Below are 17238 nucleotides of genomic sequence, written 5' to 3' on the forward strand. Positions count from 1 at the left end.
GTCTGCAGGTTGGCAACCACCGAGGTGAAGCGGTTCTGGATCGCACCGAGGTCGGCGCGGGTGCTGTTGATCGCACCCAGGGCCTTGTCGACCACTTCCATTGCCTGCTGTGCACCCTTCACGGTGGACACGTCGAGCTTGTCCGCGAACTGCTTGGCAGCTACGGCCGGAGCGGTCTGGCCAGCGGTGAAGGTGCCACCGGTGACGGCCACGGCGAAGCCCTTGAAGGCGCCGTCCTTGTCCACGCTGTCCTTGACCGAGGTCAGGTCCACGCCGGTGCCGGCCGCGTTGACTTCGGCGTAGACGCCAGTCTCACCGATCTTGGCGTTGATCGCTGCCGACAGCGCGGTGGCCGTAGCCTTCTGGGTGCCGGCGGCGGTGCCGGTAGCCTCTACCTTCAGGTCGGCGAAGCTGACGGCGTTGCCCTTGCTGTCGGTGATCGACAGGCCGGTAATGGTGCCAGCGGTGGTGCCGTCAGCCGGCACGGTGACGGCCAGAGCGCCGGTGGCGAACTGCGCACCGCCCAGGGCATTGGCCTTGGCATCGATGGTCTTATCAATTGCGATGGCCTGGCCAGCGTTGGCGCCGACCTGGAACAGCTGGCTGGAGAAGGTGCCGTCCAGCAGCTTGGTGCCGTTGAAGTCCGACTGCTTGGCGACGCGGTCGATTTCCGAAACCAGCTGGGTCACTTCGGCCTGCAGCGCCTTGCGATCGCTGGCCGAGTTGGTGGCGTTGGAGGCCTGCACCGACAGCTCGCGGACGCGCTGCAGGTTGTTGCCGATTTCGGTCAGCGAACCTTCGGCGACCTGTGCCAGCGAAATGCCGTCGTTGGCATTGCGGATGGCCACGTCGGTGCCGCGGATCTGGGTGCCGAAGCGCTCGGAGATCGCCAAGCCGGCCGCATCGTCCTTGGCACTGTTGATGCGCGAACCGGAGGACAGGCGCTGGATGGTGGTGGCCAGCGAGCTGCCGCTGGTGCTCAGGTTACGCTGAGCATTCAACGACATCGTGTTGGTGTTGATTACTTGTGCCATGAGGAGAGGTCCTTGAGCGGTTGCACGTGAGTTGGGTTAGACGCCCCCGACGTGCCCCGGGGGCGGCTCATGTCAGCGCTGCAACAGGCTGAGCACGTTCTGCGGTACCTGGTTGGCCTGGGCCAGCATGGCCGTACCGGCCTGCTGCAGGATCTGGGTGCGGGTCAGCTCGGCGGTTTCCTTGGCGAAGTCGGTATCGCGGATGCGGCTGCGCGATGCGGACAGGTTCTCCGAGGAGGTCTGCAGGTTGGCGACCACCGAGGTGAAGCGGTTCTGGATCGCGCCGAGGTCGGCGCGCACGCTGTTGACCGATTCGAGGGCCTTGTCGACGATCGACATCGCCTTCTGTGCGCCTTCGGCCGTGGTGACGTTCAGGTCCTTGACGAAGCTGGCCGTTGCACCGGTCAGCGTGCCGCCGTTGGTGCTGGTCTCGGTCAGGCCCAGGCCGGCGATGGTGGCGGCGGTGGCGCCGGTCGGCGGGGTCGCCGCGCTGACGCCCAGAGCGAAGGTCTGGCCGTCCTTGACCGAGGCCAGGCTGACCACGCCGGCGTTGACGGAGGCGACTACGCCGGTCTCGCCCAGCTTGTTGTTGATCGCGGCCGCGGTGGCCGAGGTGATCGATTCGCCTGCCTTCACGGTGAAGTCGCTGACGGTGACCGTGGTGGCGGCGCCGCCCGGCGGGGTCACCGAGATCTGCAGGCCGGAGTAGGTGGTATCGGCGGTGGCCTTGTCGGCTGCAGCCAGGCTGGTGCCGGTGTAGACGTTGGCGAAGCTGGCCGCGCCCAGCGAATCGGCCTTGGCGTTGACCACGCTGTTGATGGCGATGGCCTGGCCGGCGTTGGCGCCCACCTGGAACAGCTGGCTGGTGAACGAACCGTCCAGCAGCTTGGTGCCGTTGAAGTCGGCCTGCTTGGCGACGCGGTCGATTTCGCTGACCAGCTGGGTCACTTCAGCCTGCAGCGCCTTGCGGTCGCTGGCCGAGTTGGTGGCGTTGGAGGCCTGCACGCCCAGTTCGCGGATGCGCTGCAGGTTGTTGCCGACTTCGTTCAGCGAGCCCTCGGCGACCTGGGCCAGCGAGATGCCGTCGTTGGCGTTGCGGATGGCTACGTCCAGACCACGGATCTGGGTGGTGAAGCGCTCGCTGATGGCCAGGCCGGCTGCGTCGTCCTTCGCGCTGTTGATGCGCAGGCCGGACGAGAGGCGCTGGATGGTGGTGGCGAGCGAGCTGCCGCTGGTGCTCAGGTTGCGCTGAGCGTTGAGCGACATCGTATTGGTGTTGATTACCTGTGCCATGGGGTCGTCTCCTCTTATGTGGAACCCGTTGGTGAATGGAACGAAGCGCCGCCTGATTTTTTTGTTTGGCTGTGTGCTTCGCCGTTGCCAAATGAATAACGGCGCTTTGTCAACAACCTTTAGCCGGGAATTTCGTTGCAACCGAATTTCGTCGCTGAAAGCTGTTTTTCCGGGGATTTCCGCCGACACGGAAGGGCCGGCGTGAAGCCTGGAACGGGCGGCCAGGCAGGACCTGGCCGGCGCCAGAAGGGGTATCGGCGCCTGCCAGGCAAGCTGAATGGTGGCGGCGGGGCGTATGCCCGGCAGAAACGAAAAAGGCCGCGATGCAGGGCATCGCGGCCTTGGGTTCCAGCGCTGGCGCGTGGAATCAGCGGATCTTGTTGAACAGCGACATCGACTGCATCTGCGAGAACAGCGTCTGTGCCGCCTGCAGCGCGGTGCTTTCCAGCTGGTACTGGCTCAACGCATCGGCGTAGTCCAGGTCGCGCATCTCCGACAGCGTGGTCTTCAGCGTCACGCCATTGGCCTCACGCATCTCCGCCGCGTTGTCCAGCGCTTTCAGCTGCGCGCCACCGGCAGCGCGCGAATCGATCATCCGTTCCGCCGCGCGGCCGACATCACGCAATGCGCTCTGCAGCTCGTTCTGCTGCGCGGCCATCTTCGCCGGGGTACCGGTATCGGCATCCAGTGCGGCGATCAGCTTGTCCATGGTGCCGAAGATGTCGCGGCTGCTGGCGGCCTGCACGTTGAAGCTGTCACCTGTTGCTGGCGCGCCAGCGATCTGCAGGCGAACGCCATTGATCTCCAGTTCGCTGCCGGCCTTGTAGGTACCGGTGCCGGTTACGTTGCCGGCACCGTCGAGCACTTCGTACTGGTCGGCCGCGGTGAAGCGCACGCTGAACGATTGCCCGTTCCAGCTGTCGCTGCCGTCGCGGGTGATGTTGGTCAGCACGCCATTGCCAGCGTTGCCTGCCGCTGCGCTGCCATCGACGAAGCCATCGCCGGTGGGGATGCGCAGGAAGATCTCGCTGCCGGGCAGGGCGTCGCGCACGTAGGTATCCGGGCCGACTTCCACCTGGCGCTGGGTCTGGTCGCCGCGATAGACGACCTTGCCGTCAATCTTGGCGAACGGCGGATCGCTGTCGTTGGTGCCACCGAACACGTAGCGGCCGGTGCCGTCGCTGCTGTTGGCCAGCGACAGCAGGCCCTCGCGGATCTGGTTCAACTCGGTGATCAGGGTCTTCTTGTCGGGCGCACTCAAGGCGGGATTGCTGGCCTGGATGGTCAGATCGTTGACGCGCGCCATCAGGTCGTTGACCTGGGCCAGGGTGTTTTCCTGCACGCCCAGGCGGTTCTGCACGTTGTTGCCATTGAGCTTCATGCGTTCCAGTGCGGCCAGGCTGCGGTCCAGGCCCACCGCAGCGCCTGCGGCGACCGGATCGTCCTTGGCGCTGACGATCTTGCTGCCGGTGGCGATCTGCTGTTCCAGGTGGCTGAGTTTGGCCTGCTTGGCCATCATCAGCGCTACCGACTGGCTGTACATCATTCCGGTGGAGATGCGGTTGCTCATCGGCGCACGGCTCCCAGGATGGTCTGGAACATGGAATCGGCAGTGGAGATCAACTGCGAGGCGGCCTGGTAGGCCTGTTGCAGGCGCAGCATGTCGGCTGCCTCCTCATCGAGGTTGACGCCGGACACTTCGTCACGCGCTGCCTGTGCCTGGTCGGCGATCACCTGCTGCGCCCCCAGCGAATACTCCGCCGAACGCGCTGCCGCACCGACCTGGGTGGTCAGCCCGCCCAATGCGCCACCCAGCGTCACCGTGCCGGCGTTGAACGCCTTGGCCGATTCCACCTTGGACAGCTTGGTGGCATTGCTGTTGTCCGACGAGCCGGCCGGGGTCGGGGTGATGTTGAACGTGTCGCCATTCTTCGGCACGCCATCGAGCACGAAGCTCCAGCCGTTGGCGCTGATGGTCTGCCCGGGCGTGTAGGTCTGCGGTGGGCCGCCATCGATGGTGTAGGTGGTGGCCGAGGTGAACACGATCGCAGCCGGATTGCGCAGGTTGGCGTTGGCCGCATCGGTCACGGTCACGCCGCTCAGCTTGCCGGTGCCGGTGTTGGCCAGTGCGGCAGCGCCCTTGATGGCGGCGGCCGCGGCAATGCGCGACGGATCGGTGATCGCCATCTCCAGGCTGCCGGCCACGCCAGCCGTCGGCTGCAGCAGGAAGCGGTCGTTGGCCGCCGGGGTGCCGCCCACCACCAGCTTCACGCCGTTGATGATCAACGGGTCGGCAGCGGTACCGGTGCCGGTCAGCGGCACGCTGGCGCCGGTGTCGGCGCGGCTGGCGGCCCAGTTGCTGCCATCGAACTTGAGCACGATGTTCTGTGCTTCCAGCTTGCCGAGGTCGCCATAGCTGGCGGTGATCGAACCGGTCCCGGTGTTGCCGGCATTGCCGGTGACACGCGGCGTGCCGATGTTGAAGAAGTCGCCGCCCATCTGTCCGTACAGATCCACGCCCTGGCGATGGGTGCTGTTGAACGTCTCGGCCAGGCCCACAGCCAGCTTGCCCAGTTCGGCCTGGGCCGGGGTCAGCACGGTGTCGCGGAATTCGAGCAGGCCTCCGATCTGGCCGCCCACGGCCTTCGGGTCCAGGGTGATGGTGCCGCCCTGGGTCTGCAGCGCCAGCTGCAGGCGCTCGGGCTGGTACGGGTCGGCCACCGTGGTGACCTTCGATGCAGTGGTGCCCACCACCAGCGCCTGGCCGCCAGCGGTGTAGACGTTCATGATGCCGCCGTCCTGGATCACCGCGGTGCCGCCGGTGTAGCCCACCAGCTGCGAGATCAGCTGGTCGCGACGGTCCAGCAGGTCGGGCGCCGCGTTGGCGATGTTGGTGCCGATGGCACCGTTGATCTGCGCGATCTCCGACGCCAGCCGGTTGACTTCGGTGGCACCGGCCATCAATCCGTTGTTGACCTCGCCATTGAGGTTGTTCAGGTGGGTGTTGAGCTGGCTGAAGCGGTTGGCCAGGGCCTTGGCGCCATCGAGCATGTTCTGCCGGTCGGCCGTGCCCGCTGCGTTGGAGGACAGGCCGCTGACGGTATCGAAGAAGTTCGACCAGACCCCGGCCACGTTGGTGGCCGCGTCGGAGAACAGGGCATTGACCCGGTCGGCCATGCCCGAGAGCTGCTTCAGGCGTGCCAGTTCGCCGCCGCTGTCGAGCAGGCGCGAGATCGCCAGCTGGTCGGCGGCGCGGCGGATGTCGACGATGCGGGTGCCGTTGCCAACGTCACCATAGCCGTAGTTCTGCGGGGTGGCGGTGGCGAAGTCGACCTTCTGCCGGCTGTAGCCGGGAGTGTTGAGGTTGGCCACGTTGTGGCTGGTGGTGGCCAACGCACGCTGGAAGGCGAGCAGGGCACTGGTACCGGTGGAAAGTACGCTGGACATGGGGTTCCTCAACGACGGGTGATACCCAGCGCCGCGGTTGCGGTGCTGGCGAAGGTCTGGCCGATGCGTGAGCCGGCGTCGGCCACGGCGGCCACGGCGCGCTCGATGGTCGGGCCGCCGGCGATCGCGGCGATCTTGGCCGCGTAGCGCGGGTCGGTGGCGTAGCCGGCGCGTTGCAGGCCGCGCGCGAAGCCCTGCACATCGGTGCCGGCCTGCAGCGCCTGCTGGTAGCGTGGGCTGGTCTTCAGCAGGCGCACGTAGTCGGCAAAGCTCTCTGCAGGCGAGGTGTAGGCGCGGAAACTGGCGGTCTCGTTGCGGCGCACGCCATCGACGTACTCATGGGTGCCGGCGGTAGCGCTCTGGCCCTTCCAGCCGGTGGCCTTGATGCCGAACAGGTTGTGCGAGGTGCTGCCATCGGCATGCTTGATCTGGCGCTTGCCCCAGCCGGTTTCCAGCGCTGCCTGGGCAACCAGGGCGCGGGCGTCCACGCCCAGTTCCTTGGCCGCGCTCTGCGCGTGCTGCCAGATGCTGGCGACGAAGCCTTCCGGGGTATGTGCGCCCAGCTGGGCGACGGCGGTGCGCGTGGCCAGCGCATCGGCCGGGGTGCCGCTGCTGCCGCGGTTGCTGGCGGTCGGCGCCCACTGGTCGCTGGCAGCGGCCCAATCGGCGCCACCGATGGCACCGGCATAGGGATCGTCGGTACCCAGCGAACGGTGCATGCCGCTGCTTTCCCGGCCCGCAATCAGGTCCAGCGCCTGCTCCATCGGGGCGACAGAGGACTGCGCGCCATCCTGCACACCGGCCGCCATCTGCTGCAGCATGCGCACGGCCTGGCCGGCATCCTGCAGCGGCAGCGACGGCGCCGCCGGCGCATTGAGCTGGTAGGCGCGGCTGGCCTTGGCCGGGTCCACCCGGGTATCCAGCGCCGGGCCATCGGCCTGCGCGCCGGACAACTGGCGGGTGATCATGCTCGACAGGCCCAGGCCCTTGCCGCGGGTCATCGCCTCGGCGATCTTCTGGTCGTACATCTCCCGGAACATCTTGTTTTCACCCGGGAACAGCGAATCGCCGAAGCTGGCGTCACGCATGCTCTTGACCAGCATCTGCGCGAACTGGCCTTCAAGCTGGCGCGCGACCTTGTCGATCTTGGCCGGGTCGTTCTGCTGGGCCGGGCTGAGTTCGAATGCGGGAGTGATGCGCATGTCAGATCACCTCGAGCTCGGCGCTCAGGGCGCCGGCCTGCTTCAGTGCTTCCAGGATCGCGATCAGGTCACCCGGCGCCGCGCCAACGGCGTTCACCGCATGCACGATCTCGTCCAGGGTGGTGCCGCCGTTGAACTTGAACATCCGGCTGCCATCGTTGGTGGCGGTGATGGTCGACTGCGGCGTGGCCACGGTCTGGCCACCGGCAAAAGCGTTGGGCTGGCTGACGTTGGTGTTTTCCTGGATGGTCACCGTCAACGAGCCATGCGAGATCGCGGCCGGGCCGACACGCACCTGCTGGCCGATGACCACGGTGCCGGTACGCGAGTTGACCACTACCTTGGCCGGTGCAGCGCCCGGGGTCAGTTCCAGGTTTTCGATACGGGCCAGCAGGCCGATGCGCGCACCGGCGTCGGTGGGCGCACGCACGGCAACGGTGCCGCCGTCCACGGCACGCGCCGAACCTTCGCCGAAGGCATTGTTGAGCGCACCGACCATCCGAGAGATGGTGGTGAAATCGCTGTTGTGCAGGTTCAGGGTGATCTCGCCACTGGCGCCGAACACATCGGGCAGGGCGCGCTCAACGGTCGCACCGTTGGGAATGCGGCCGACGCTGGGCACGTTCACCGAGACGCGCGAACCGTCCTTGCCCTGTGCACCGAAGCCGCCCACGATCAGGTTGCCCTGGGCAATCGCGTAGACCTGGCCGTCGGCACCGCGCAGCGGCGCCATCAGCAGCGAGCCACCGCGCAGCGACACGGCGTTGCCGATCGAGGATACGGTGATGTCAATCGGCTGGCCGGGCTTGGCGAACGGCGGCAGTTCGGCGTGGATCGCCACCGCCGCCACGTTCTTCAGCTGCGGGTTGACGTTGGCCGGTACGTTGACGCCCAGCTCGCCCAGCAGGTTCTTCAGGCTCTGCACGGTGAAGGGCGCCTGGCTGGTGCGGTCGCCGCTGCCATCCAGGCCGACCACCAGGCCGTAACCCACCAGTGCATTGCCGCGCACGCCACCCACCTGGGCCAGGTCCTTGATGCGCTCGGCGCTGGCGGGGGCAGCCACCGCAAAGACCATGAACACGGCACAGTAGAGCGACGCCGCGCGTCGCTGCCAGGAAGAAGAGAAGGAGAGTTTCATGGCCATACTCAGAACGGCGTCAGGCCGGAGTTGAAGAAGCGGCTCAGCCAACCCATCGCGTTGGACTGCGCAACAGGGCCGCGGCCGCCATAGACGATGCGCGCTTCGGCCACGCGGCTGGAAGGCACAGTGTTGTCCGCGCTGATATCGCCGGGGCGCACGATGCCCTGTACCTGCACCAGCTCATCACCCTGGTTCAGGCGCAGGTTCTTCTGCCCCTGCACCACCAGGTTGCCATTGGGCAGGCGCTGCACCACCGTCACGGTCACGTTGCCCTGCAGGCGGTTGCTCTGCGCGCTGTTGCCCTTGCCAGTGAAGTCGCGTGCGCCCTTGGCCGTTGCACTCAGGATGTCCTTACCGCCCAGGGTGACCGGTGCGCCGAGAATCGACGGCGTGCCGAGGCTCAGGTTCGATTCCTTGTTGGTGGCGGTGTTGGCGCTGGTCTGCGCGGTGGTGTTTTCCAGCAGGGTGATGGTCAGCAGGTCGCCGACATCGCGCGCACGGCGGTCCGAATACAGCTGCAGGGTCGGGCCGGCGGCGTAGATCGCGCCGGCAGTCGGTTCGGCCTGCGGCGGCATGATCGGCTGCAACGGCGCCATCGTCGGATAGGGGCGCACGTCGCCAGCGATCACGCAGCCGCCGAGCAGGGCAGCCACGGCGCAGGCGAGGGCAGTACGGGCGAAGGAAGAAAGGGGCGACATGGCAGTTTCCCGGTGAGGGCGGTCAGAGCTTGTTGCTGAGGTAGCCGAGCATCGAGTCGGTGGTCGAGATCGCCTTGGCGTTCATTTCGTAAGCGCGCTGGGTTTCGATCATCGACACCAGCTCTTCCACCACGTTGACGTTGCTGCCTTCCAGCGCACCCTGCACCACGGTGCCCAGGCCGTTCAGGCCGGGATTGCCGTTCTGCGCCGGGCCGGAGGCGGTGGTTTCCAGGAACAGGTTTTCACCACGTGCCTGCAGGCCCGCCGGATTGACGAAGTCGGTAAGGGTCAATGCACCGACTTCCACCGATGCCGCGCCGTCGGCCATCTTCACGCTGATGGTGCCGTCGGTACCGATCGTCACCGACTGCGCGCCTTCGGGAATCTGGATGCCCGGCTGCACCGGGTAGCCGCTGTTGGTGACCAGCTCGCTGTCCTGGTTGATCTTGAACGAGCCGTCGCGGGTGTAGGCCGAGCTGCCGTCGGGCATCTGCACTTCGAAGAAACCGCGGCCGTTGACCATCACGTCAAGCGCGCGGCCGGTCTGCTGCTGGCTGCCCTGCTCGAAGTTCTTGGCGGTGGCCACCACGCGCACGCCGGTGCCGATCTGCAGGCCGGTGGGCAGCTGGGTCTGTGCCGAAGAGGAACCGCCGGGCTGGCGCACCTGCTGGTACAGCAGGTCCTCGAAGCTGGCGCGGTCCTGCTTGAAGCCGGTGGTGTTGGTATTGGCGAGGTTGTTGGAAACCACCGACATGCGCATCTGCTGCGCATCCAGTCCGGTTTTCGCGATCCACAATGCCTGGTTCATCTTCGGAGTCCTGTCTGGGTGAAGCCGGCCGCGCGGTGCGGCCCATGGGGTAGTGAGTGCAAGCGGCGTGCCAGCACCGGCGCGGGCCGGTGCCGGAATTCCGTCAGCTGCCCAGGCGCAACAGGCTGTTGGCGCTGCGCGCGTTGTCATCGCCGTGCTTGATCACCTGCACCTGCATTTCGTACTGGCGCTGCAGCTGGATCATCTGCACCAGCGCGCCGGCGGCATCGACGTTGCTGCCTTCCAGCTGGCCGCTGTGCACCGCCGTGCCCTGCGCCTGGGCGAACGGCTGCAGCGGATCGGTATTGCGGAACAGGCCATCCAGGCCGCGTTCGAGGCGATCATCCGGCGCCTGCACCACCTTGATCCGGCCGATCATCGCCATCGTCTGCGGGCCTTCGCCCTGCGGGATGATCGAGATCGTGCCGTCGTTGCCGATCTCCATCGCCTGGTAGGGCGGAATCGCGATCGGGTTGTTGTTGTCGTCCAGCACCGGACGGCCGCTGGAGGTCACCAGCTGGCCGTTCGGAGTCACCGACAGCGCGGCGCCACGGGTGTACGCCTCGCTGCCATCGGTGGACTGCACGGCAAGCCAGGTGCCGGTCTGCAACGACAGGTCCAGCGGCTTGCCGGTGATGTGCTGCGCGCCGGCCGTGCGGTTGAAGCCCGCATCGACATGCAGTGCATCCACCCGCGAGGCAAAGCCCGGGCCACGGATCGGGAAGGCTTCGGTGTTGGCCAGCGCTTCCTTGAAGCCGGGGGTGTCCGAGTTGGCGAGGTTGTGGCTGAGCGTTCCCTGCGCCTGCAGGGAGGCGCGGGCACCGGTCATCGCCACGTAAAGGGCTTTATCCATGCGGGGAGTTCCGTGACAGGGTCAGCAGGTCATCAACGGATGTTGATGACGGTCTGGGTGATCTGGTCCTGGGTCGTGATCATCTGCGCGTTGGCCTGGAAGTTGCGCTGCGCGGTGATCATGTTGACCAGCTGTTCGGTCAGGTCGACGGTGGAGGATTCCAGCGAACCGGCCTGGATCTTGCCGAGGTTGGAGGTGTCGGCGGCGCCGGTGCGCGGCGTGCCCGAATCGAAGGTCTCCACCCACAGGTTGTTGCCCTTCTGTTCCAGGCCCTGCGGATTGTTGAAGCTGGTCAGTGCAACCTGGCCCAGCGGCTTGTCGTCGCCGTTGGAATAGCGGGCGAACACCACGCCGGTTTCCGAAACGGTGATTTCGTTGAGCTTGCCGGCCGCGTAGCCATCCTGCTGGGTGTTGCGCAGGGCGAACTTCTCGCCGTACTGGGTCGAGCCGCTCACATCCAGCGTCATGTTCAGCACGCCGGCGCCGGTGGTCGGGGTGAAGGTGCCCAGGCTGATCTTGCCGTTGGCCGGTGCAGTCAGCTTGCCGGCGTTGTCGAAGGTCAGCGGGGTCGGCGTACCGGCCGGCTGGCCATCGACGTAGTTGTGCACCGTCCAGGCGTTGGTGGCCGCTTCCTTGACGAAGTAGGACACCTGGGTGTGGCTGACGCCCAGCGAGTCATACACGGTGATGCCGCCGCTGGAATGGCTGTAGCTGTTGGAATTGGTGGGGTCGAAGGTGGTCACCGTCGGCTGCTTGGCATTGCCCGGCAGGGTGAAGCCGACCTTGACCTCACTGGTCTGCTTGGGCGGGCTGTCGGTGGTCAGCAACTGCAGATCGACCAGGCGGCCGGCGTCGAAGTTGGTGCCGTCGGCGTTCGGAGCGAACACCTGCAGGCGTGCGCCCTGCGGGTTGACCACGTAGCCGGCGGCGTCGGTCTGGAAGTTGCCGGCGCGCGAGTACACGCGTGCACCGTTCATGTTCATGGTGAAGAAGCCCTCACCGGAAATGGCCATGTCCAGGCTGCGGCCGGTCTGCTCGTTGTTGCCCTGGATGAACTGCTGGGCCACGTTGGAAACACGCACGCCCGAGCCGATCGCGTTCTTGGACAGGCCGTAGCTGGTGGCGGCGAACAGGTCGGCGAATTCCGCACGCGACTGCTTGAAGCCGGTGGTGTTGACGTTGGCCACGTTGTTGGCGGTGACGCTCAGGTCCGAGTTGGCAGCGTTGATGCCGGACAGGGAAATGTTGAAGCCCATGGGATGCTCCTGTTGGATGCGGTAGGTGCGGCTCAGCTGACGCGGAGCACGTAGTCGAGAGGGGCCGTGCCCAGGCCCTTGAGGTTCAGGTAGAGGCCGTCGGAGCCGACGGTCACGCTTTCCACCGGTGCCTGTACGAAGGTGGACAGCTTGGTGCTCTTGCCGGTGGTGTCGACGTGGTTGGCGACGATGTTGTACTTGCCCGGCTCCATGCGCTTGCCGTTGGCATCCTTGCCATCCCAGGTGAACGCGGTCTCGCCGGCGGCCTTGGCTTCAACGCTGATCGAGGTGACCTTGGCGCCGTTGGCGTCGGTGACGTCCACGGTGACGATGCCCGCGGCCGGCGCGGCAACCGTGCCTTCCACCGAACCTTCCTTCTCCAGCACCAGCTTTTCCGACGGCACCAGCACCTGGTGGCCGACCAGCGCGGCGCCACGCAGTACCTGGTCGCTGGCCATCGACTCTTGGAAGCCCTTCACCGACTTGTTCAGATCGGTGATGCCCTGCACGGTCGACATCTGCGCCATCTGCGAGACCATCTGCGTGTTGTCCATCGGCTTCAGTGGATCCTGGTGCTGCAGCTGCTCGGTCATCAGGCGCAGGAAATCGGCCTGGTCCAACGTGTTCTTCTTCTTGGTGGCGTTGCTGTTGGGGGCGTTCAGGCCGAGTGCGGCGTAGACGTCCTGGTTGCTCTGGTTGTTGACGGCAGTGGTCATGGCGGTGTCCGGTGCAGCGGGCCTCAGCGGCCCATGGTCAGGGTGGCCAGGGCCAGTTCCTTGGCGGTGGTCAACATCTCCACGCCGGCCTGGTAATTGCGCGAGGTCGAGATCAGGTTGACCATCTGCGCCACCGGATCGACGTCGGGCTGGTAGATGTAGCCATCGCCGTCGGCCAGCGGATGGCCTGGCTCGTAGCGCTTGATCGGCGCCGCGTTGCTCTGGGTGATCTCCTTCACCTGCACCGAGGTGATGTTCGGATCGGTCTTGCTGGTCACCGCCTGGAAAATTGGTTCCAGCGGCTTGTACACCGCGTCGGCCGAACCGGCGATGCTGTCAGCGTTGGACAGGTTGGAGGCGATGGTGCTCATGCGCACCGACTGCGCCTGCAGCGCGGAGCCGGCGATATCGAAGATCGGCAGGTTGCTCATGGCTTATTGCCCCGTGATCGCGGTGAGCATGGAACGCACCTTGCTTTCGACGAAGCTCAGCGAAGCGCGGTATTCCAGTGCAGCGCGGCCATAGGCGGCGCGTTCGGCATCGGGGTCGACGGTGTTGCCGTCGATGCTGGGCTGTACGCCCTCGCGGGCCACCTGGAACGGGTTGAGGCCACTACCGATTTCGTAGTGCTGCTCGTTGGTGGTGGTCATCAGGCCGTTGGCATCCAGCCCCTGCGCATGGCGAAGGGCCGAATCGAAGTCCAGGTCCTGGGCCTTGTAGCCGGGGGTGTCGGCATTGCCGAGGTTGCTGGCGAGCAGCTTCATGCGCTGTTCGCGCAACGGCATTGCCTGGGCATGGACGCCCAGGTAGTCGGTAATCAGGTTGCGCACGGTGCACTCCCACGGGAACGTTGCCCGGGAAGCTGCAAGCGGTGTGCCAAACCCTGAGGGGTAGTGCCGGCCGCTGGCCGGCAACCTCAGACACAACGGGGTGCCGGCCAGCGGCCGGCACTACCGTATCGAGGCGGCCTTACGCCGCCATCGCCACCTTGCGCAGGCGGTCCAGCACGAAGTCGGCCAGCTCGTGCGGCGAATACTTGGCGACGAAGGCGTTGGCACCCACGCGCTCGACCATCGCATTGTTGAATACGCCCGACAGCGAGGTATGCAGCAGCACGTACAGCCCGGACAGGCCGGCATGGCGCCGGATTTCCGTCGTCAGCGTGTAGCCGTCCATCGCCGGCATCTCGATGTCCGAGATCACCATGGCGTAGCGTTCGGCCGGGTTTTCACCCGAGGCATGGATCTGCAGCAGGTGGTCCAGCGCCTGCTTGCCGTCCGAGAGCAGGGTCGCGCCCACCCCCAGCTGGTCCAGCACGCTGCGGATCTGCTGGCGGGCCACCCGCGAATCATCCACCACCAGCACCTGCAGCTGCGGGGCGTCGGCGGGCATCGCCATGGCCGGGTCGAGCACGGCCTCACCGCGCACCTGGGCGATGTCGGCCAGCACGCTTTCCACGTCGATCACCTGGATCAGCTCGCCCTGGAAGCGGGTCACCGCGGTCAGGTAGCTCGATTCAGCGCCCAGTTCCGGCGGCGGGTGGATGTCTTCCACCGCGATGTTGACGATGCGCTCCACGCCGCTGACCAGGAAGCCCTGGATCGAGCGGTTGAACTCGGTCACCACCAGGTAACCGGGTGCGGTGTCAGCGTCGGGCTCGCGCTCCGGGTGGCCGATGGCCAGGCCCAGGTCCAGCACCGGCACCGAACGGCCGCGCACGTCGGCCACGCCGGCGAACTGGCCGGGCAGGCCGGGCACCTGGAACAGTTCCGGGCGGCGCAGCACTTCCTGCACCTTGAAGACATTGACGCCAAAAAGCTGACGTCCGCCGAGGCGGAACAGCAGCAGCGCCAGGCGATTGTGGCCGGCCAGTCGGGTTCGCTGGTCGATCCGGTTGAGCAGGTCATGGGACATGGCTGCTGTATCGGCGCGGGCAGGGTGGAACTTGAGGGCCTGTATGCAGGGCGGGTCCCGAGAAGATGTTCGCCCTGTTCCTGTGGCACGCAGCTTGCACGCGTCTGGGCCAGGTCTTACCGACAGGAGGCGCCATGCGCCGCATTGCTTCTTTCCTTGCCATTGCAATGGCCGTGGCCGCGCCGTGGGCAACCGCTGCCGACTGGCAGCCGGTGGCCAGCATCCGTGCTGCCGCGTTGTCGACCCTGGCCGCCGGCACTGAAGGTGAGGCCGTGGTTGCTGATGCGCTGCGCCTTCCGCGGTGCGGCGGCGCGTTGCAGGTGCAGCCCACGGCAAACACCACCGTGGAAGTGAGTTGTCCCGACGCCGGTGGCTGGCGCCTGTTCGTGCCGGTGAAGGTGCGCCGCAACCAGACCGTGCTGGTGCTGACCCGTGGCATCGGCACTGGAGAATCCATCGCCGCTGCCGATATCAGTACTGCCCAGCGTGACGCGGCACGGATTGCCGGCGCAGTGCTGGCCGATCCCGCCGCAGCGATCGGCCGCATCGCCCGTCGGCCGTTGCCGGCAGGAACACTGTTGTCGAGCAACGATCTGGTTGCACAGCGTCTCATCAAGCGAGGAGACAGTGTGGCACTGGTATCGCGGCGTGGTTCGGTCGAGGTCCGCATCGCCGGCCGCGCACTGGGCGATGCCGGCCAGAACGAGCGCGTCTCGGTGGAAAACCTGTCCTCTCGCCGTATCGTGCAGGGCACGGTGGACGCGACCGGTGACGTAATCGTGGCGCGTTGAAATAATGCAGAATTCCCCTAAAGATCACGGCCCTGCGGCCGTTATCCCTTGTGTACGGCAACTCCAGGACACCCCATGAGCCAGAAAATCGACGGCAACCTGCAGGTCCCCCAGGCACTGCGCAGCGTGACCACCCCGGCCGCCAAGCCCGGCGTCAGCACCGATTCGGCGGCACGTCCAGTCGAGGCGGCCGACAGCCTGCGCCTGACCGGCGAAGCCACCAACCTGCAGGCCATCGAGCGTGAGCTGAGCACCGCTCCGGCGATCGACGCCCAGCGTGTTGCAGCGGTGCGCGAATCGCTTCAGAACGGCACCTACAAGATCAATCCGGACGCGATCGCTTCGCGCATGCTTGAACTGGACCAGCAGCTGCAAGGATGACCGCGGCGATGAGCGAGCCGCTGCAGCGCCTTGCCCAGGCCCTGGACGTTGAACGCCAGGCCCTGGTCGAGCACGACGTGCATGCCCTGATCCGTGCCACCGGTGCGAAGCTGGAAGCGCTGCGTGCGCTGGAAGGCGCGCCACCGGTGGGCGAGGGCGAGCAGCTGCAGGAACTGGCCGAGCGCAACCGCGCCAACGGTGTGCTGCTGTCGCGGCGCCGGCGCGAGGTCAACTGGGCACTGCGCCAGATGGGCCGCACCGAAGAGTCCTCGGCCTACGATGCCAAGGGCCAGTCGCATACCGTCACCGCGCGGCGGCCGCTCGCCGTCGCCTGACAGGACCGGCGGTCGGCTGACCGCCCGATGGCGGCTGTAGGCCGCCGCGTGAACGCGTATATTGGGCGCCTGTTTGATCGCCCCGAGCCGCCGTGTCTGCCGCCAACGTTCTGGTTACCGCCCCCCTTCCGCCGCAACCGGTGCTGCAGGCCCTGCTTGAGCGCCTGCGCGAGGGCTTGCTGCTGTTCACCGAAGATGGGCAGGTCGCCTTGGCCAACCCGGCCGCGCAGAGCCTGCTGGGCAGCGATGAAGGCACCTTGCCGCCGCCACAGCGCCTGCGCCAGCTGCTGCCGCCGGATGCGCTCGAACATGCGCGCCAGCACGGTCACTGGAACGGCAGCCTGCCGCTGGGCGAGGGCGTGGTCATCGCCCATCTGTACTTCCATGGCGAACCCGGTTCGGGGCACTACCTGGCCTTGTTCCGCCATATCGAAGGCCAGGAAGACTACGAACGCGAACTGCAGCAGCGCCATGCCGAACTGCGCCAGGCCTACCTGCGCTTGAACGGCACCCAGGAAAAGCTGCTGCAGTCGGAGAAGATGGCCTCCATCGGCCAGCTTGCCGCCGGCGTGGCGCACGAGATCAACAACCCGATCGGCTACGTGCATTCCAACCTGGGCAGCCTGCAGGAATACCTGCGCAGCCTGTTCACGGTGATCGAAGCCTACGAACGCGCCCTGCGTGCGCCCGACCCGAAGGCGTTGATTCCGGAAATCGACGATATCCGTGACCGCCTGGACATCGATTTCATCAGCCGCGATCTGCCGCAGCTGATGGCCGAGTCACGCGAAGGCATCGAGCGCGTCACCCGCATCGTGCGCGACCTGAAGGACTTCTCCTATTCCGGCCGCGACGAGTCGTGGAAGCTGGTCGACCTGCATTCCGGCCTTGAATCGACCATCAACATCATCTGGAACGAGCTCAAGTACAAGGTGCACCTGGTGCGCGAGTTCGGCCAGCTGCCGCTGGTGGAATGCCTGCCCTCGGAGTTGAACCAGGTCTACATGAACCTGCTGCTCAACGCCGGCCATGCCATCGCCGAGCGCGGCACGATCACCGTGCGCACCGGCGTGGACGGCGACACGGTGTGGGTCGAGTTCGAAGACACCGGCGGTGGCATTTCGCCGGAACTGCGCCAGCGCATCTTCGATCCGTTCTTCACCACCAAACCGGTGGGCAGCGGTACCGGCCTGGGCCTGTCGATCTCCTACAGCATCATCAACAAGCACCACGGCCGCATCGATCTGGACAGCACCCCAGGCGTCGGCTCGCGCTTCCGCCTCGTGCTGCCGATCAAGCAGCCGCGCTGAAGCAGCACGGTAGTGCCGGCCGCTGGCCGGCAACCCGATGAACCTGGAAGCCCCGCATC

18 protein-coding genes are annotated in these 17238 nt (G+C 66.4%); 4 read left to right on the forward strand and 14 right to left on the reverse strand.

Going from position 1 to position 17238, the window contains the following annotated elements; all coding sequences use genetic code 11:
- From AC1DKR_RS00005 to AC1DKR_RS00070, 14 genes are all read right to left on the reverse strand, one after another.
- Window positions 1-1034 (reverse strand): flagellin (locus tag AC1DKR_RS00005; RefSeq protein WP_478030166.1); only part of this gene is annotated, 1034 nt, incomplete at its 3' end.
- A gap of 72 nt (window positions 1035-1106) precedes the next feature.
- Window positions 1107-2327 carry a flagellin gene (locus AC1DKR_RS00010; RefSeq protein ID WP_223485473.1) on the reverse strand — a complete coding sequence of 407 codons (1221 nt, stop codon included), beginning with the start codon at window positions 2325-2327 and terminating at the stop codon, window positions 1107-1109.
- Between the two features lie 367 nt (window positions 2328-2694).
- Window positions 2695-3897 carry a flagellar hook-associated protein FlgL gene (flgL, locus tag AC1DKR_RS00015; protein ID WP_033831049.1) on the reverse strand — a complete coding sequence of 401 codons (1203 nt, stop codon included), beginning with the start codon at window positions 3895-3897 and terminating at the stop codon, window positions 2695-2697.
- On the reverse strand, window positions 3894-5774 hold the full coding sequence (gene flgK / locus AC1DKR_RS00020) for a flagellar hook-associated protein FlgK (RefSeq protein WP_312111250.1): 1881 nt from the start codon (window positions 5772-5774) through the stop codon (window positions 3894-3896). The genes flgL and flgK overlap by 4 nt, the downstream gene beginning before the upstream one ends.
- 8 nt (window positions 5775-5782) lie before the next feature.
- Window positions 5783-6976 (reverse strand): flagellar assembly peptidoglycan hydrolase FlgJ, encoded by a 1194-nt coding sequence (gene flgJ, locus AC1DKR_RS00025; RefSeq protein ID WP_025879102.1) that lies wholly within the window; start codon window positions 6974-6976, stop codon window positions 5783-5785.
- Window position 6977: 1 nt separating this feature from the next.
- Window positions 6978-8120, reverse strand: coding sequence for a flagellar basal body P-ring protein FlgI (locus AC1DKR_RS00030; protein ID WP_025879103.1), 1143 nt, complete (start codon window positions 8118-8120; stop codon window positions 6978-6980).
- A 2-nt stretch (window positions 8121-8122) separates the two neighbouring features.
- On the reverse strand, window positions 8123-8815 hold the full coding sequence (flgH, locus tag AC1DKR_RS00035; RefSeq protein ID WP_025879104.1) for a flagellar basal body L-ring protein FlgH: 693 nt from the start codon (window positions 8813-8815) through the stop codon (window positions 8123-8125).
- A gap of 22 nt (window positions 8816-8837) precedes the next feature.
- Window positions 8838-9623: a flagellar basal-body rod protein FlgG gene (gene flgG, locus AC1DKR_RS00040; protein WP_025879105.1), complete on the reverse strand. Its 786-nt coding sequence runs from the start codon at window positions 9621-9623 to the stop codon at window positions 8838-8840.
- A gap of 103 nt (window positions 9624-9726) precedes the next feature.
- Complete coding sequence (locus AC1DKR_RS00045) at window positions 9727-10476, reverse strand: flagellar basal body rod protein FlgF (RefSeq protein WP_025879106.1); 750 nt, start codon at window positions 10474-10476, stop codon at window positions 9727-9729.
- Window positions 10477-10508: 32 nt separating this feature from the next.
- Window positions 10509-11732 carry a flagellar hook protein FlgE gene (gene flgE / locus AC1DKR_RS00050; protein ID WP_032974827.1) on the reverse strand — a complete coding sequence of 408 codons (1224 nt, stop codon included), beginning with the start codon at window positions 11730-11732 and terminating at the stop codon, window positions 10509-10511.
- A gap of 32 nt (window positions 11733-11764) precedes the next feature.
- On the reverse strand, window positions 11765-12448 hold the full coding sequence (locus AC1DKR_RS00055) for a flagellar hook assembly protein FlgD (protein WP_025879108.1): 684 nt from the start codon (window positions 12446-12448) through the stop codon (window positions 11765-11767).
- Between the two features lie 23 nt (window positions 12449-12471).
- Window positions 12472-12879 carry a flagellar basal body rod protein FlgC gene (gene flgC, locus AC1DKR_RS00060; RefSeq protein ID WP_025879109.1) on the reverse strand — a complete coding sequence of 136 codons (408 nt, stop codon included), beginning with the start codon at window positions 12877-12879 and terminating at the stop codon, window positions 12472-12474.
- A gap of 3 nt (window positions 12880-12882) precedes the next feature.
- On the reverse strand, window positions 12883-13278 hold the full coding sequence (gene flgB, locus AC1DKR_RS00065; RefSeq protein ID WP_478030172.1) for a flagellar basal body rod protein FlgB: 396 nt from the start codon (window positions 13276-13278) through the stop codon (window positions 12883-12885).
- A 139-nt stretch (window positions 13279-13417) separates the two neighbouring features.
- Window positions 13418-14362: a chemotaxis protein gene (locus AC1DKR_RS00070; protein ID WP_025879111.1), complete on the reverse strand. Its 945-nt coding sequence runs from the start codon at window positions 14360-14362 to the stop codon at window positions 13418-13420.
- A 134-nt stretch (window positions 14363-14496) separates the two neighbouring features.
- Between AC1DKR_RS00070 and flgA the strand changes: the two genes are divergently transcribed.
- From flgA to AC1DKR_RS00090, 4 genes are all read left to right on the forward strand, one after another.
- Window positions 14497-15153, forward strand: a complete 657-nt coding sequence (flgA, locus tag AC1DKR_RS00075) for a flagellar basal body P-ring formation chaperone FlgA (RefSeq protein WP_033831051.1) — start codon at window positions 14497-14499, stop codon at window positions 15151-15153.
- Between the two features lie 75 nt (window positions 15154-15228).
- Entirely contained in the window at window positions 15229-15534 is a 306-nt protein-coding gene (flgM, locus tag AC1DKR_RS00080) for a flagellar biosynthesis anti-sigma factor FlgM (RefSeq protein ID WP_025879113.1), read from the forward strand.
- A complete protein-coding gene (locus tag AC1DKR_RS00085) occupies window positions 15531-15869 on the forward strand; it encodes a flagella protein (RefSeq protein WP_025879114.1) in 339 nt (112 codons plus the stop codon). Before flgM ends, AC1DKR_RS00085 begins: the two co-directional genes overlap by 4 nt.
- 92 nt (window positions 15870-15961) lie before the next feature.
- Complete coding sequence (locus tag AC1DKR_RS00090) at window positions 15962-17179, forward strand: ATP-binding protein (RefSeq protein WP_025879115.1); 1218 nt, start codon at window positions 15962-15964, stop codon at window positions 17177-17179.
- The last annotated feature ends 59 nt before the right edge of the window (window positions 17180-17238 follow it).

The sequence above is a fragment of the Stenotrophomonas sp. 01N47 genome (assembly GCF_056399165.1).